This is a genomic window from Pseudoalteromonas sp. TB51, assembly GCF_000498055.1.
GTDB lineage: Bacteria > Pseudomonadota > Gammaproteobacteria > Enterobacterales > Alteromonadaceae > Pseudoalteromonas > Pseudoalteromonas atlantica.
Genome location: NZ_AUTO01000180.1, coordinates 48442 through 65802, shown reverse-complemented (window position 1 = coordinate 65802; position 17361 = coordinate 48442). Strand labels below are relative to the sequence as shown.

The following is a 17361-nucleotide window of genomic DNA, read 5'->3' as shown; positions in this document are numbered from 1 at the left end:
CCGCCTCTAAATTCGCCACTACTATCGCGTACTTTATACACTTGCCCTAATACACTTTCAGCAAAGCCGGTTGCCATGCCTAGTATGGCTATAACCCACATCCAAAATATGGCGCCGCTTCCGCCTAGTGAAATTGCAACAGCGACCCCGGCTAAATTACCTGTACCTACACGGGCACACAGGCCTGTACACAATGCTTGAAATGATGAAATGTCGTCTTTTTTACACTTGCTACTGCCTTTTAACAGGCTAAACATGTGTTTAAATTTTACTATTTGAATTGCTTTTAAACGTACCGAAAACCAAATACCTGCAAACAGTAGTATGTAGATTAGTATTTGGCCTTCTCCCCATAATAGGCCATTTACACTTTTTACTACGGTATCGAACATGGGCTAATCCTTTTTGTATTTATTATGTTTTTACTCAGCGCATAGTTGAGTAATTGGCATTTAATAATGCATGTTAGCCATAGATTAAGGCAGCTAAGCTGCCTTAGTATGTTGACTTAGTGGTAGGTTATTTACTTTGCAGGTGTATGCCAGCAATCATGCATCTAACCGAACCTCCCGCCGACTCTATGGTTGGTATAGGTAACGGAACAAGTTTAGCTGTTTTTTGTATTGCTGCTTTTTGCTCGGTTGTAAGTGCATTAAACGCCGTTTGTGAGAGTGCTAAAATACGACCATTTGTACCTTGTAACTCTATTGCGTTGCCGCAAAAGCTACTTATTTGCTCATTAGATAAGTTTATTACTTCTAAATGGCTTTGTATAAAATGGCTAGTTAATTGTTTGTGCTGACTATTTGGCACCATATTTAAGCTGATCATGGCAAACTCTGTGGCTACACACATTAATACATTAGTATGATAAACCGCAGTGCCTTGCTCATCGTAGGCGTTAAATACAACAGGTTTTAGCTTTAATTGCTCGCACACTGTATTAACCACGGTTTTAGTAGTGCGCTTAGATTCTACTGCATAAGCAAGCTTATGGGGGTGGTCAATAACAAGCGATCCTGTGCCTTCTAAAAATGCATTTTCTTTCGCTAAAAATGAATAATCAGTCACAGACAACACTTTATAGTGATTAGTCAAAAAATCAATAATATCTTTTCGATATTCTAACCTTCTGTTTTCTGCGTACATTGGGTACATAACTAGCTCGCCACTTTGATGAGTAGAAAACCAATTATTTGGAAACACAGAATCGGGCGTGTGTGTATGTTCGTCTTCAAAAAGATGAACCGTTACGCCCACGTTTTGTAATAATTTAACCGCATTAGTGACTTCGTCAAAGGCAAGCTGACTCTGATTTTGTGAGTTGCAGGTACTTTGAAACGTGTTGTCTAACATGGTTTGTGGGTTAGATGTAAAGTGATGCGGGCGCACCATCACCACCGCTGTCGGTGCTTGCTTTATGTGGCTCATGCGACTTGCTCTTGCTTAGGTGTTTTTGATGGTTGTGTACTATTAAGTACCGAAAATAAATTACGCGGATCAGCTTGTTGTGTAATTAAATCAAGTAGTTCAAACTCACCCGCAGCCACCAGCGCGTCTTTAATATACACCAGCGCGGTAAAGTCTTCGCTTGCAAAGCCTACCCCATCAAAAATAGTAAGCTCGTTGTTACTTGTACGCCCAGGTGTTTGTTTATTAATTACTTTATGAAACTCTGTTACGGCAAAGGTTTCGCTCATTTGTTGTATTTCGCCCTCTATTCTGGTTTGCGGTTCGTACTCTACAAACACATTTGCGCGCGTTAATAATTTTGAATCAAGCTCTGTTTTACCAGGGCAATCGCCACCAATGGCATTTAAATGCACGCCCTGGGGGATCATATCGCTGGTTAAAATAGTGGCATTTTTTTTATCGGCTGTGCAGGTGGTAATAATGTTCGCGCCTTGTACGGCCTCTTCTGCGCTATTGCATAGAGTTACATTTAAACCGTAACCACTTAAGTTGTTGTAGGCTTTTTGTGAGGCGTTTTTATCAATATCGTATAAACGAATGTGAGTAATGCCTAATACGGCTCTAAAAGCTAATGCCTGAAACTCAGACTGTGCACCATTACCAATTAATGTAAGCGTTGTTGAGTGCTTAGGCGCTAAATACTTTGCCACAAGCGCCGATGTAGCCGCTGTACGTAAGGCTGTTAGTAAGCACATTTCGCTGATCATGACCGGATAGCCGCTATCAACATCCGACAAAATACCAAATGCGGCCACGGTTTGAAGTTCCTTAAAGGTGTTTTTTGGATGACCATTTACATATTTACAGCTAAACATTTTACCGTCGCTTACGGGCATAAGCTCTATTACGCCATCAGGAGAGTGCGCCGCATAACGTGGCGATTTATCAAATTCTTCCCAGCGAGCAAAGTCGTGTTCTAATCTTTGAGTAAGCTCAAGCAATACGTTTTCTATTCCGACTTTATTTATAAGTTTGGCCATTGCCTGTACGCTAACGAATGGAACACCTTGTTTAGGTTGTGCGATAAAATGACTCATAAATACCTCTTTAATGACTAAATAAATTAATTGAAATAAGTTTATAGGCCAGAGGTGTTACTTAAAATGCCAAAAGTTTATACAAATAATAGTATTTTTTAGCAAATTGCTATGCAATAAAGTACAAATTTAGTAATTTGTAATAAACACATAACCCAAGGCGTTTTATGACCCCTTACATTTACGACTCATTAGATAACGCATTAATAGCCGAATTACGAAAAGATGGCCGCGCTTCTATTTCAGCCCTAGCCGATGTTTTAAAGGTGTCGCGCGGGACAGTGCAAAACCGCTTAGACCGTTTAGTCTCATCGGGCGCTATATTAGGCTTTACGGTGCGTGTACACGAACACATAGAAACCGAAGCTGTAAGAGCAATAATGATGGTGGAAGTGGTGGGTAAATCTACATCGCAGGTAATTAAAACCATGCGCGGCATACCAGAGCTAACAAAGTTACATACAACCAATGGCGCTTGGGATTTAGTGGCTGAAATACAGGCGGCAAATTTAGGTGAGTTTGATGGTGTACTCAGGCAAGTACGCGAAATAGAAGGCATTTTAAATAGCGAAACCAGTATATTATTGTCATCTACTTAGGTTTATTAACGCCATGTTTTACTTAAAGTATGTTAGGCAATACTCGGTTTATGTATTAGGTATTGGAGTAGGCAATGAATAAGCTTTCTATTCGGTATTATTCGCAAGATATAAAGCGCCACCAGCACAATTACCATCAACTCGTTTTACCCCTACACGGGGAAATTTTTATAACGTTAAATAATGACTATAAAACAACGGTGAGTACGGGCAGTTGTATCGTTATAGAGAAAAACGTAGTGCATGCCTTTACGGCCGATGAAGCCGCGCGTTTTATTGTGGCAGATTTAGACGCGCTCCCTGAAAACCTTATTAACCTTTTATGCCCTAAAATTTCAATAGATAGCCGTTTATTAAGTTACTTACAGTTTATAGAGCAGCAACTGCTCGTTGTTAGCGATGAAAAGCTTACTAATTCAACTTTTGATTTATTTTACTTATTACTTTGTGAGCAAAGCAGCCACAGTAATATTGATAAACGAATAGATAATGTAATAACCACTGTTAAGCAAAATTTAGCCTACCCCTATACGTTAAAAGAGCTGGCCGATATAGCCTGTTTAAGCGTTACACAATTTAAAACTGTGTTTAAAAAAAGTACCACTATGAGTGCGCTGCAATATTTAACTATGTTGCGAATGCAGCACGCGCGCGCCCTTTTAACCCATTCAGACTTACCCATTGCTTTAGTAGGCGAGCGCATTGGTTATAACGATGCCTCTGCGTTTAGCCGCCGGTTTAATTTATATTTTGGGCAGCCACCTAAGGCGTTTGCAAAGCAGTAATATAGATAACCTAAACACAAGATAATAAAGCAAGCTCAGGCAGAGCGTAGGTTAAATAGCGTCAGAGCAAACAATAACACCGTCTTTTTAGCATATTTTTAAAAACCTATATTGATACACTCAGTACATAGTATTTACGGAGGGTAATTAATGGCAACACACATAGGGTTTTTAGCAATATTTTCGTGGGGGCTTTTAGCATTACTGGGTAATTTAACCAAAGCGCTCCCGGCTTTTCAGTTACTTTTTATGTGCTTTGCACTTTCTTTTATTATTTTATTAGTAAAACGTTTTGCTACAAAACAGCCATTATTAACCCCTCCAAAGCTTTCTAAAAAACAAATTGTAATAGGTGTTACTGGCTTATTTGGTTTTCACTTTTGTTATTTTATGGCTTTAAAATACGGTCCTTTAATAGAGGTAAGCTTAATTGTGTACCTTTGGCCATTATTACTGGGTGTATTTGTGGCTACCCCTGGGTCTAAATTTAAAGCAATATTGGGCGGATTACTGGGGTTTTTAGGCACGCTTAGTTTAATTACCGATGGCAGTGGGTTATCTATCAATAGTGAATACTACTTAGGGTATTTTTTTGCAGGATGCTGCGCAGTACTGTGGTCTAGTTATTCTTATTTAATGTCGCAATTTAATAGCCATGTAGATGACATAGGCTGGCTTTCGCTTATTGTGGCTGTGCTTGCCCTTTGTGCACATTTTTATTTTGAAACAACCGTTATTAGTTTGTCTGTTTCACAATGGCTAGGCGCTATTTTATTAGGATTAGGCCCAGTGGGAGGTGCATTTTATTTATGGGATCATGGTTTAAAATTTGGTAACCGTTCGCTATTAGCCTCGTTGAGTTTTTTAACGCCGGTGCTTTCTACTTTTATTTTAATACTCGCCTCGCAGGCTCCCTTTAGTTGGTCAGTATTTATTGCTTTAGCACTTATTTTATTAGGCGCGGCGATTAGCAATAAAAAGCCATCGGTAAGTTTAAAAAAAGCAGAGCTTTAATTTTGCCACGGCACTTTACCAACGCTTAAACTTAAGTAGTAATTTAAGTTTAAGCGTTAATACACAGCTACATAGCGTAGCTGTGTGCGTAATCTACTATACGTGCGTTTTGGCTTTTTAAATAAGCGCGGCCTGCTTTTACACCTAGCTTATGATCAAAGCGTAAATCGTCGTTTGAGCTACCTAATAATTTACTGTGCAGCTTTTCGTCTGCAAAAATTTGTATAATTTCTACATCACTAGGCGGGTTGGCAATAAACGTTAGCTCGTCTAGGTATGCTTGCTCGTGTTGAATCAAGTAATCAAGTGTTTTTGGGCAGTAGCCTGATGCACATGCAAATGTTCTAAGCTTTTGAACCCATGCAGTTTGCGCCTGAAAATGCTCATCAACGGTTCTAATTACCACGATTTTTCGTGCGCCACGGTTATAAGCTTCGCGTACAGGCAGTGGCGCAGCTAAGCCGCCATCTAAATAAAAATCTTCACTCGATTGCTCTGCAGCTAAATGTGCTTCGTTTGCCGCTTTTGTACCTAACCAAGGAGTAAGTTTAACGCCTTGTTTATACAAAAAAGGTAACGCGCTCGATGCTTTTAACAAATCTCGCCATTGCTTACCCTCGCCTGTAGGTGAAAGGTAATAGGCTTTTCTGTCGCGTGCATTGGTTGCCGTTATAAGCAGCTCTCGCTCGCCTAAGCTGGTTTTTGCTGTTTTAAAATCAAGGGCTCTGTTTACTTCGGTGGTTTTTTCAAAGTACCAGTCTAAATCAACAATGTGCTTGCCCATTAAACCACGCCCTAGTTGAAAAAAGCGTTTGTTACGAGAAAGCCCTCTAATTAAGCGTTTAGCGTAACCTTTTTGACGTGCTAAATAGCTTGTTAAATTTTGCGAGCCGGCAGAGGTGCCAATAAATAAATCAAATGGGTCATAGTTTTGCTCTAACCATGCATCTAATACACCGGCTGTGAATATCCCTCGTTGTCCGCCACCTTCAGCTATCAGAGCAACTTTTGGCTGCGCTGTATGAGTAACTGAATTAGCCGATGCGGTTGTTAGAGCGTTCACGGTGTACCTTCCTTTAATTTAATGATGTTTGATTAATAACTACATTATAAAAAATAAAAGTGATGTCTTAAAATTGATTGTTTAAATCAGTTTGATTGAAAAAACAGAACGACAAATAATGCAAAATGGGCCTTATCCTTGGCAACCTAAATATGTTTAATTATCGAAAGCGTTTGTTCAGACATCACTTAAAGTTAATAAGTTTGTATTCACTTTTAATGATGTCTACATAGTAGCAAGGCTTGTGTGTACGCTTGCTTAACTAAACACTTCCTTTTTTAATTAATGCTTTATTTCCATTAAAATTTCTAGAGCTCGGTGGCGTTTTTCGCTGTCGTAAACATCGTTGGTAAATATAAACTCATCCACTTCTAGCTCTTTCGCTATCATTTGTAATTTATGTTTTATACTCACATGCCCGCCAACAACGCTTAAGCTTAAAAAGTTTTCTACGTGGGCGCGCTCTTGCTCACTCCATAAACCTTCCATACTCTCTACCGGTGGCTTTAGCCACAGCTCTTTGCCGCGTATTAATTCAAGCACGCGTTGTTTTGAGGTGGTAGAGAGGTACTGCGCTTCTTCATCGGTCTCTGCTGCTACCAGCGGTAAGGCAAGCATCACATAGGGTTTATCGAGTACATTTGAGGCTTTAAATTCTCGCTTATATAGTGCGATGGCATCGTGTACAAAACGCGGTGCAAAGTGCCCTGCAAATACATAAGGCAACCCTTTTTGCGCGGCCAATTGGGCGCTAAACAAACTTGAGCCTAATAACCAAAGCGGTACGTTTGTGTCCTCCCCCGGAATAGCACGTATAGGGTGTGTGCCATTGTATGGGCCTAATAATGTTTGCAGCTCTGTTACCTCGCCCGGGAAGTTTTCTGCGCGGCTCATATCATTATTTAGTGCACGGCTGGTTACTGGATCACTACCAGGGGCGCGGCCAAGGCCTAAATCTATTCGTCCAGGGTATAAACTCTCTAACGTACCAAATTGCTCAGCCACAACTAAGGGCGAATGGTTCGGCAACATTATTCCGCCAGAGCCAACCCGTATACGCTGAGTTTTACCTGCAATGTGACCTACTAATATTGAGGTGGCAGCACAAATTATACCGGGCATATTGTGATGCTCGGCTAGCCAAAAGCGATTAAACCCTAATTGGTCGGCGCGCTGGGCGTATTTGGTGGTTTTATTGAGCGTATGAGAAACGCTGTCCCCTTTGATCATGGGGGCAAGCTCTAATAACGAAAAGGGAATGGAAGATAACAAAATAGCAGCTCCTTAAAATGCATGCTAACAATAGGCTTCATCATCAGCATAAAACACTTAAATGGGCCTGCTATTTATTCAATTCAAGTTAGGTAACGGATAAAAGCAAAATAGCGTTAGGCTGTTTTGCTCTAAGGTATTCATGCAAGCTCAGGGCTTTGCTGGCGCTCTTTTTTATAACCCTCTGAGTCTACGCCTTTTTTCCAATAGCCAGAAGAAACTATATTACTGCGCGGTATATTACAATCCTGGGTAAGTAAGGTTTTTGCTTTACGTACTAACCCCGCCTCTAATGCCATAAATACAATAGGTGGCTCGTTTGTGTGTGGCAAATTGTTAAGCGCGCTGAGCATATCGGTATCTGGGGTATCTGTAATTAACCAATTAACATCGCGCTGCGTGTTTAAATCAATAATGTCTTGCTCTGTAGGGGCATGCACAAACGCGTCAATTTTTGCGCTGGTGGGTAACTGCTGCATGTACCCTTTTATTGCATTAACTGAGGTTAAATCGCCTAGTAATACGTAATGCGGATGCTGGTAATTATCAAGCTTTTTAGGACCTGGGCCCGCTATGCCAACCTCGTCACCTACTTTTGCAGTTATAGCCCAGTGCGTAGCAGGACCTTGGTGCATGTTTATTACAAAGTCGAGCGTTAACGCGCCCGTTGCACCATCAACGTCTCTTATTGTGTAAGAGCGCATACACGCGGTTTTTAAATTAAAATCAACCTTGCCATTTTGGGGAATAAGCACTTTTACATAGCTGCCAATATGCGCTTGCGTTAAATCCGAAAACTCATCTGAGCCTACAACAATGCGCTGTAAATGCGGTGTTATTTGTTCAGTACTTAGTACCGTAGCTTTGCGAACTTGTTTACCCATTTAAAATCACCTCGTTTAACAAAATAGTTAACTGCTTTTTAAAGCAAGCATTGCACAACGCCCCATTGGTTGATAAAATCAACTATAACAAACTAATTGATATTGTCAACCATTAGAGAGCTTATGAACACGCTTTTATCAAATACCCTATTTGAGCTGATGCAAAATTACCGCGTAACAATTCGCGAGGCTATTAACGCAGGCGACCTTGGTATTAATGCTATGCACGTGCGTTGTATACACATTATTGCCAGTACATCTAACTGTACCGCTAACGACATTGTGACTAAAACACAGCGCGACAAAGCCCAAATTGCCCGCTTAATTAAAGATCTTATTGCGTTAAACCTTATTAATAAGCAAGCAAGTGAGCACGACAAACGTTGCTTTATTTTGTCGCTCACCGAACAAGGCAATACATTATTTGATAAGTTATTAGCCTCTGAGCAGCAAATAAATGATCAAATGTGTAAAAACTTAAACCCGCAGCAAATCAAAGACTTTTTAGATACCGCGCAACAAATGATCAAAAACATGGCGTGATCTGTCTTTCATTTCTTGGCATAACTTACACAAAACGCATATACTGTACACTTATACAGTATATGCGTTTTAGGTTGTGTTATGTTTGTTATTCCCGTTTATATAGAAGCCGGTGTGTGTGGGTTTGAATCGCCCGCGGCGCAATACGCCGAGCTCGGTGTTTCTCTTGATGAGCTATTAATAAAGCACCCCGACGCCACCTTTATTGGTATTGCCTCGGGTAATTCCATGCAAGAGGTGGGGATTTTTGAGGGCGACTTACTGCTTGTAGACCGTGCTGAGCAAGCCGATAACGGCGATGTTATTGTTGCTAACTTAAATGGCTTATTTGTGTGTAAGCTATTAGATAAAACCAATGCGCGGTTACTCTCTGCATCGCCTTTACATAAGCCGGTACAACTAACCTCAGCTGATGAGTTTCAGTTAGAGGGAGTGGTTACACTATCGATTAGAATGCACCGCCCAAGCCCTGAGCTATTAAAATGTACGCCTTAGTCGATGCCGTTGCATTTTATGCCAGTGCCGAAAAAGTGTTCGACCCCGCTATTCGCTCTAAACCTGTGGTGGTTTTAACTAATAACGATGGCTGCGTATGTGCGGTATGCCCGATAGCTCGGCGCTTAAACATTCCTAAATTTGGCCCTTACTTTAAAGTTAAGCACCTGCTTGAGCAACACAAGGTGGTTGTACGTTCGAGTAACTATGAGTTGTACGCCGATTTAAGCGCCAAAATGATGAACGTAATTGGCCGCTTTTGCGACACACAATACATATACAGTATTGATGAGTCGTTTTTGCACTTTACTGGCTACACACCCCTTATACAAAACTGGCACGAGTACGGGCATATAATAAGGCGCACCGTTTGGCGCGAAACTAAACTCCCTGTGGGTGTTGGTTTTGGCCCAACCCCTACTTTGGCAAAAGCCGCTAACCATGCAGCTAAAAAGCTAAGCGGGTTTGATGGGGTGGCCGTTATAAATAACGAGCAAAGCCGCCAAACAATTTTACAAAGAATGAGCTGCGCCGATGTATGGGGCATAGGTAAGCGCCTAGCTAAAAAGCTTAATATAATGAACATACATACCGCGTGGGATCTGGCACAGCAAAACCCTAAAACCATGCGCCGCGCGTTTAGTGTGGTGGTAGAGCGTACCGTAAGTGAGCTAAATGGTATTGCGTGCTTAACATGGGACGATGTACGCCAAGATAAGCGAGAAATATATTCTACTCGCAGCTTTGGTGAGCGGATCAGTGAGCCAACTGCACTTAAAACCGCCCTTATTAACCACGTAACCACGGTTGCCAGTAAACTACGAGGGCAGCGCTCATTAGCAAAACAGCTTTATATATTTGCCGCCACTGGCAAACACGAAGACCGCTATTGTAAAAAGTCGTTTATATATAAATTTGCCACCCCCACTAACGATACCTGCGTAATGGCCAATGCCGTATCAGAAGTATTTACTCATATTTACCAACCCGGTGTACGGTTTTATAAATGTGGTGTAGGCGCTTTAGAGCTTACCTCGGTGCAGTATCAGCAAACTGATTTATTTAACCAAAGTGCCGATAACCCTAAATTAATGCAGTGTCTTGATACAATAAACAACCGCTACGGAAAAGGCATACTCACCCTAGCCAGCAGCAAACTAAATCAAGGCTGGCATATGAACAGAGATTACTTATCGCCCCAATACACAACGCGCTGGCACGATATACCGCAAATTCATTGCAAGTAAGTTAATCAACTTGCCTTGCAAATGTGCACTCTACTGCGGGGGTATTCTGCGTATATTTGAGCGTTGTAACACTGGTAAACTTAATGCTTTGTCTGATGGTTTTTTCATTATTGGGGTCAATACAGCGGCTCATTTTTAAGCTGTTATCGACACCATCACTTTTGTATTTATACGAGCTAGTTACAAAACAAAAATTTGGCTTTTTAGTTGTACGGGTGCCGTTGTGTAAACTTTCAAACGCAATATGCTCGCCTAATTTAAAACCCGCGTCTGGGTAAACTGGGTTAATTAAACTCAACTGACTATCCACACACAGTGGGGAGTTAGCAGTTACCACCTGGTAATCACCAAGCATTGTTTTTAATAACGGTATAAAACGGCTTTTATTACTCGGCGTAACAGTTTTAGCAAAAAGTACATTACTTAGAAATAAACAGCTCATACATAATAAAATTTTACGATAACTCATTAAAATTCCAACTCATTACTAATAAAAATAGCATAACACACTCAACTCTATACTTACTTAAAATACATTTGGTTCATAAAAGAAAAAGCCCCTTGAATACATCAAGGGGCTTTTATCAATATAAGAATATATTTATTAGTAAGTGTTACTTAAAGCACTGCGCTCTTGTGTACACAACAGAAAATGCTAAAAGCAACAACATGAAGGCTAATGAACCACCGCCACTGCCCTTTTCACTACTTGTGCCAGATGCATTAGTGACAGTCACAGCTAAACTTTGCTCAGTCTCACCTTCACCATCAGATACAATAAGCTTGAAGCCCAGCTCTGTAGTTTGCGACACACTCGGCGCTGTAAACTTAAGTGTGCTGGAGTCAACATCGTTAAGCGTCACTTCTACACCCATTGTTTGAACCCACTTAAAAGAAAGCTCTGAGGATTCTTTATCGGTTGCAGACGCTGTCACTGAAACTTCCTGACCTTCTTTAACCGAAACCGCAGATGTACTTAATTCTACACTTGGTAGCTGATTAACATGTAAAAAGCTAACGGTGTATACTTGCGTAAATTGCTCATAGCCATCTGATATCACTAACGTAATATCCGCATCAACCGTTTGCTCAAGCTCACCCACGGTAAGTACCGCTTTACCTTGAGTATCCTCAGCTGTAATGGATAACTGAGGGTGTTCAACACGCCATTCGTAAGATAACGTATCTCCATCAGGGTCAGTAGAGCCAGAAGCATCAAGCTCAATAGTAGCAAGCTCTTCTATTGTGGCCGGCATATCTACATCTAATACTGGCGCCTGATTTAGACTCTCCTGCGCTAGTTTTGCCACAACTTCAATAACCCCATTAACCTCTCCATCAAGGTCGAATGCGCTACCATCTGCGACTGCAAAGCTAAAGCAGCGTGAACACACTTGCTCATATACATTACCTGATAATACAGTGGCCGACTGCCAACCAGCAGCGGTTAGTACTCTTACTTGCATATCTGAGCTTAAAATTGCATTTACATACTCAGGTAGTGCAATTTCTGCGGTGCTTGATGAATTAGATAACGTAACACGAAGGTTAATTACATCACTTTTAGCTTGGAAGTGAGGTTCTATTATATCTAAATCTGAGAAATAAGTGCTTAGTGCTTGTTCAGAAATAGACATATCAGCAATATAACCCGCTGCTAGAGCCTCTTTAATGCTACCTACAGCTAAGTGATTAAACTCATCAATACTGTGAGCACTATCACCTGAAGCTAAGATAGCTGTATTAGTAGTAGAAGTGCTATCTAGGTAATCAGCAATACCATCTTTATCACTATCACCTACCCCTTCCTCAATATCAGGTATACCGTCGCCATCAGTATCTAGCTCAGGGTCATCAAATATAACGCTATCAACAATACGTAAACTAGTTTGCTTAGTTGCTAGTAGTTCATCACCTTGTTTTACACGTAAAGTTAAATCTATATTATTGGTTTGCTCAGAAAGATTTGCGCTAAATGAAACATCCCACTGTGAATCAGCTGTTTTATAAATGTAAAAATCAACACCTGCGGGGCCAATAAGCTCAAGTGATACATCACTACCTGTACTAGGTAAATTTACTAACTTAATTGTGGCATTAAAGTCAGGTAAAGAACGCTGAATAGTTTTATTAACTGCTTTACCATTTTGATAAAAATCAGTAATAAACTGCGCCTGTGCCGCTTCACTTAAGTACACTAGCTGGCTGTTATCATTTTTGTCTATAAACGCATTACCATTAGATAGGACACTAATACTTGCTGCGCTACCTACAAATTCTCGCTCTAACTCAAGCTTAATAGGTCCATACTGATTAGTAGTAAAATACTGGGTGCTATTATTAGCTTGTAAATGAAAGCTAGAGTAACCATATGGGTTAGCGCCGCTAATAAAAACATCTACAAGCACATTACCATTTTGATACACATACGTAGTAGGCTGAATACTGATTTCAGGGAAAATCATAGCCCTTACGTCGCCTGATACATGATTTCCAGCTTCATCAACAGCAGATACAGGAATAGATACATCGCCCGTTCTAAATACAAAGCTATCATCAATTTCCAGAAGCGTTATAGCTGAAACACTATCGTAAATAACACGACTATCTAAAAGTGCATTTTTTATAGCCGTGATCGTGCTGCCATAAACACTAAAAGTATACGGTTGGATAATCGGGGCAGTTGTATCAACAAGTGTGACTGTTTGTATAGCCGATGTTTCGTTACCAACATTATCTCGTGCAATCCATGTAATCTGGTGCTCACCAAGGGGTAAGTAAGACCCTGCGCTTGTGTATACTTGAGGCTCTAAATGGCCGTTATCTCTAGCCTCTGGAGTATATAGACCGGTAATATTAGTATTTTGTGAAGTCGCTTCAAGCGTAATCGGCTCAAGACTCGATATAAACTCAGGCGGACTATTTTCACCGCGGCTTACATCATCTGGGTGGCTATCTTCACTGTCTTGAACACCATCACCATCTGAATCTGAGCTAAGCGGATTACCCGAAAGTTGATACTCTTGTAAATTAGTCAAACCATCATAGTCGGCGTCATAATTAGCGTCGTAGGGTTCTAAAGCATTTAGCCCATATTCAACTTCCCAAAAATCAGGAATACCGTCCGAATCATAGTCGCTGGTGAGGTCTATATCTGCAGACCAGGTAATGTTATCAACTGATAACGGTTGCTGCTGAAGGTATAAGTCCTCATATTTAACTTTAATAATGTTAAAACCATCATCTACCGGTAACAATAAACGAGACTGGCTACCACGATTTACATCTATAGGGCTACCATTTAAGCTTATTTGCAGCGCTGGAGAGTCATAAACCAAATAGTCTAAATTAATAAAACCGGCTTCAAATAACCCCGCAATGGCAAACCCCCCAACCTTGCTAGTAGGCGTTAATGCTAAGCTAAGGCTTGCATCGCCCAAAGTTGACCAACTTGTATTAGCTTGCCAACCCCAAGAGTTAACGGCAAGTTCGGTAAACTTAGTCGGAAGAAGGCCATCTTCAAAGCTTTCATTTAATTGCGTAAAAGATTGCACTAATGATGAAGCATCGTTGGCTAGACTCTGAGAGTAAAACTCCTGAATATTTGTATAACCATCTTCATCGTAATCTAAATTAGCATCTGCAGCATCTAAAGGTAAAAGATCATTACTTACCTCATAGCCATCACTTAGTTCATCACCATCTGTATCTGCTGAGGTTGGATTTGTTCCTAGGTTAAATTCTTCTAGGGCTGAAAGACCGTCAGTATCAGCATCAGATGCAGCATCACTTGCATCAAGGCGATTTAATCCATTAACTAATTCCCAGTAATCTGGCAGTTGATCGTTATCAGTATCTGTTAAATCAGTTGGAGAAAATAAAGCAAAGTTATCAAGCCATACAGTATCGGCACCGAATGAGACAGAACCGTCTTTATAATATTTAAATTCAATATTATGAAGCCCTTCGCTTAGGTTAAGCACAATAGACGTTGCTTCTGTGGTATTTGAATTACCTCGGTCATTACGCTCAAAAACGGGTTGTCCATCAATAGTAATACTTAAAAAATCGCAGCAAGACTCTGATTCAATTTTATAATCGAATGCTAATACACTCTCTTCAAATAAACCTGTTACGGTGAAGCTACTAAACTGTGAATGACTAATAACGCCTGAGCGAATACTTTGTATACCGTCGGTCGCAAAATCATTCGTAATAAACCAAGGAGCACTAGAACCTTCGGCTTCAACCATCCAACTAGGTAGTGCAGAGCCTTCAAAGGAGGTAGTGAGGTTTAAAGCAACAGGGAAAGAAGTATCTGACTGCGGATCAGTGTTTGCTAAATACTCGGTTAGATTTGAAAATCCATCATTATCTGCATCTTCTGCTGCATCAGACGAGCTGGTTAAATCTAAACTATTATTGTACTCCCAGCCATCAGGGATAGTATCACCATCTGTATCAGGGTTATTTGGTAAACCCGCGTTTAAAAACTCTAAAAGGTTAGATAAGCCATCCGCGTCAGCATCAAGTGATGCATCTTCACTATTATTTATATCAAGACCATGCTGTAATTCCCAAGAATCAGACATACCGTCATTATCAGCATCAGGAAAATTAGGCCCTATATATAAATTATCTATATATACAGCATCTGCAGGAGTAGAAACGGACATATCTTTAGAATAAGTAAACTTAACAGTATTTAGCCCAGCAGGAACTTGGAAAGACGCCGCTTTCCACTGGCTTATGCCTGACTCATCTAAAACAACTGAACCATTAATATAAACAGTAAAATAGTCATAACCTACTTCAGTGTCTAATGCGTAGTTAAAGTTTACATAGCCTTGCTCGCTATTTAAAAAGCTAAACTCAACACTGGTTGATTGGTTGTCTGTAATGTCGTTATTAGTCAACACAAAGCCAGAATTTTCATTAATTTGAGTTGTTACCCAAGGCGTTTGTAAATTTGACGAAATAAGCAAATCTGGAACAGCTGCATCATCGAAGTCAAAGGTTGTTTCAGGAAAAACGACCGGCTCAGAGCTTGCGTCTGAAGGGTCACTGTTACCAAAGAACTCGATTACATTACTCCAGGTGTCTGAGTCTAAATCAAGTTGAGCATCATCTGCATTTAATGGGTTTAATGAAAACGAAACTTCCCAGCCATCAGGCATGCGGTCAAAGTCAGAGTCTGCATTGTTAGGTTCAGTAAGGTATACATTAACTTCATCATAATCTGATAGATCATCTGAGTCGGTATCCGTTGCATTAGGGAAAGTATTCGCTAAGTATTCTTCAAGGTTTGTTAAACCATCTTGGTCTAAATCAAGTCCAGCGTCATCAGCATTACTAGGATCTAATCCGTAAAACAGCTCCCAGTTATCATCCATTAAGTCGGCATCGGCATCTATAAACTGAATGTTATCGCAAGTAACGCCTACTTCATTAAATGCTGCAATGACATCGTTAGCTTCATACCTTAAATCAATAGCAGAATTTATAGCACCACAGGCTCCATCAATAAAATCACTAGAGTTAACCCAATAGTTTTGATTTGCAAAAAGCATTATCTCGAACGCTTTTTTAGGGTCCCAACCATCAGTGTTCGAAAGTAGGAAGAAAGCACGATTAAAAACACCACTACTAAAGTGAACATCCATACCTGAGTAATATTCACTTGCGTGATCAATCGAAAGCCCATCTAATGATGGCGTTTCAAAATAACGAAGTGCGGGGCTAGTTTTCGAAATATCAGCGCCAGATAACCAATCAGTCTCTGCGCGTAAAAAATACTCGGCTGTTTCACCCGCCATATCAGAAAAAGATTCGTTTATACCACCAGATTGTTCTGCATAAATTAAATTAGAGTTTTGACTAGTAAAACCATGGCTTACCTCATGAGATACAATATCAAGTGAAACCAACGGGTAAAACCTATCAGCGCCATCGCCAAAGGTCATGGCCTGACCATTCCACGTTGCATTTTCCCAGTTGTTACCACTGTGAACACGCATCAACAGTTGAAAAGTAAGCGGAGCCGTGTTGTACCACTGTTGATACATATCAAACACCGCAGTACCAAATGCATGGGCATCATTTAGTGGGGAGTAAGCTCCATTTACTTCTTTGTAGGTATTCCTATCACAGGCAAAAGAGTAAGCTTCACTTGGCTCAAAACCCGACTCCATGGTGACAGTTTTAACTTTCTCGTTTTCTAAAAAACACATCTCACCACGCTGCGTCACATCCAGTGCTTCAACGTCAGTGCCGTATTCATACTGCCCTGTTTTTGTATTACCGCCAGGGCCTGTACCCTGGGCACTTTTAATATTATTCCACTGTTTAAATACACTGTAATCAGATTCGCTTACTAAACCTATTGGCTTTTTTTCAACACCATTTTCAAATACATTTAATTCAATTAAGCGAACAAAATGTGCGACTCCGTTATCAATATAAACATAACGTTGGTTGTTTAATACTTGATAAGCGGTAAATTCATCAAGTTTAGCGTTTACTAAAATAGATTTAACCGCAGAAAATTCGTCAAACTGATTATTAGCCGTTTTATTTAAAGATATAGCATCGATATTTTTCGCAAAAAAACCACTTATGTGTTGATTGCTAGATTGCACTCGTATTTGCTGCCCCCAAATAGGCACACCTGCAAAAAACTGCTGCATCTTTTTAGCTGATGACCGAGTTTGTTTTGCATTTAAGGCTTGAGGCCTATCTAACTCAATAAAGTAAGAATGGGTGGATGCATGATTAGTTAAACCTACGCTTTGATTTAAAAGTAAGTTAACTTCTGATAAAGATGATTTGTTTACTCGTTGCGAAACCGCCGCGTGTGCACTTAGCGAATTTAAAAAGCAAAACGCTATCAATCCTGATGAGAGTGTTTTATACATAACATTCCTATGTCGTATATTGTTATATTCAGTGT

Annotated in this window: 14 protein-coding genes; 6 read left to right on the top strand and 8 right to left on the bottom strand. The window is 40.3% G+C overall.

The window, feature by feature from the left end:
• From L650_RS0109825 to L650_RS0109815, 3 genes are all read right to left on the bottom strand, one after another.
• On the bottom strand, positions 1–392 hold a 392-nt coding region (locus L650_RS0109825), incomplete at its 3' end, for an alanine:cation symporter family protein (RefSeq protein ID WP_029772999.1).
• Between the two features lie 127 nt (positions 393–519).
• Positions 520–1431, bottom strand: a complete 912-nt coding sequence (gene ctlX / locus L650_RS0109820; RefSeq protein ID WP_029772998.1) for a citrulline utilization hydrolase CtlX — start codon at positions 1429–1431, stop codon at positions 520–522.
• Complete coding sequence (locus tag L650_RS0109815) at positions 1428–2510, bottom strand: ornithine cyclodeaminase (protein ID WP_029772997.1); 1083 nt, start codon at positions 2508–2510, stop codon at positions 1428–1430. The genes ctlX and L650_RS0109815 overlap by 4 nt, the downstream gene beginning before the upstream one ends.
• Positions 2511–2677: 167 nt before the next feature.
• Between L650_RS0109815 and L650_RS0109810 the strand changes: the two genes are divergently transcribed.
• The 3 genes from L650_RS0109810 (at position 2678) to L650_RS0109800 (ending at position 4908) form a co-directional block, all read left to right on the top strand.
• Positions 2678–3109: an Lrp/AsnC family transcriptional regulator gene (locus L650_RS0109810; RefSeq protein ID WP_004586320.1), complete on the top strand. Its 432-nt coding sequence runs from the start codon at positions 2678–2680 to the stop codon at positions 3107–3109.
• A 74-nt stretch (positions 3110–3183) separates the two neighbouring features.
• Positions 3184–3894: an AraC family transcriptional regulator gene (locus L650_RS0109805; protein WP_029772996.1), complete on the top strand. Its 711-nt coding sequence runs from the start codon at positions 3184–3186 to the stop codon at positions 3892–3894.
• Positions 3895–4044: 150 nt separating this feature from the next.
• A complete protein-coding gene (locus tag L650_RS0109800; protein WP_029772995.1) occupies positions 4045–4908 on the top strand; it encodes a DMT family transporter in 864 nt (287 codons plus the stop codon).
• Positions 4909–4975: 67 nt separating this feature from the next.
• Here the strand turns inward: L650_RS0109800 and L650_RS0109795 are convergent, their stop codons facing one another.
• The 3 genes from L650_RS0109795 to L650_RS0109785 all read right to left on the bottom strand — a co-directional run bounded on the left by L650_RS0109795 (position 4976) and on the right by L650_RS0109785 (position 8127).
• Positions 4976–5971, bottom strand: coding sequence for a patatin family protein (locus tag L650_RS0109795; RefSeq protein WP_029772994.1), 996 nt, complete (start codon positions 5969–5971; stop codon positions 4976–4978).
• 282 nt (positions 5972–6253) lie between these two features.
• Entirely contained in the window at positions 6254–7243 is a 990-nt protein-coding gene (locus tag L650_RS0109790) for an LLM class flavin-dependent oxidoreductase (RefSeq protein WP_004586324.1), read from the bottom strand.
• A 140-nt stretch (positions 7244–7383) separates the two neighbouring features.
• Entirely contained in the window at positions 7384–8127 is a 744-nt protein-coding gene (locus L650_RS0109785; protein ID WP_004586325.1) for a siderophore-interacting protein, read from the bottom strand.
• Positions 8128–8250: 123 nt separating this feature from the next.
• Here L650_RS0109785 and L650_RS0109780 point away from each other — a divergent pair, with 123 nt between their 5' ends.
• The 3 genes from L650_RS0109780 (at position 8251) to L650_RS0109770 (ending at position 10412) form a co-directional block, all read left to right on the top strand.
• Positions 8251–8670, top strand: coding sequence for a MarR family winged helix-turn-helix transcriptional regulator (locus tag L650_RS0109780; RefSeq protein WP_004586326.1), 420 nt, complete (start codon positions 8251–8253; stop codon positions 8668–8670).
• 81 nt (positions 8671–8751) lie between these two features.
• Positions 8752–9165: a S24 family peptidase gene (locus L650_RS0109775; protein WP_004586327.1), complete on the top strand. Its 414-nt coding sequence runs from the start codon at positions 8752–8754 to the stop codon at positions 9163–9165.
• Positions 9153–10412: a Y-family DNA polymerase gene (locus L650_RS0109770; protein WP_029772993.1), complete on the top strand. Its 1260-nt coding sequence runs from the start codon at positions 9153–9155 to the stop codon at positions 10410–10412. Before L650_RS0109775 ends, L650_RS0109770 begins: the two co-directional genes overlap by 13 nt.
• Position 10413: 1 nt before the next feature.
• Here L650_RS0109770 and L650_RS0109765 read toward each other — a convergent pair whose 3' ends face one another.
• Both L650_RS0109765 and L650_RS0109760 read right to left on the bottom strand, forming a co-directional pair.
• Positions 10414–10881: a hypothetical protein gene (locus L650_RS0109765; protein ID WP_004586329.1), complete on the bottom strand. Its 468-nt coding sequence runs from the start codon at positions 10879–10881 to the stop codon at positions 10414–10416.
• 145 nt (positions 10882–11026) lie between these two features.
• Positions 11027–17326, bottom strand: coding sequence for a M4 family metallopeptidase (locus tag L650_RS0109760; RefSeq protein WP_029772992.1), 6300 nt, complete (start codon positions 17324–17326; stop codon positions 11027–11029).
• Positions 17327–17361 lie beyond the last annotated feature (35 nt).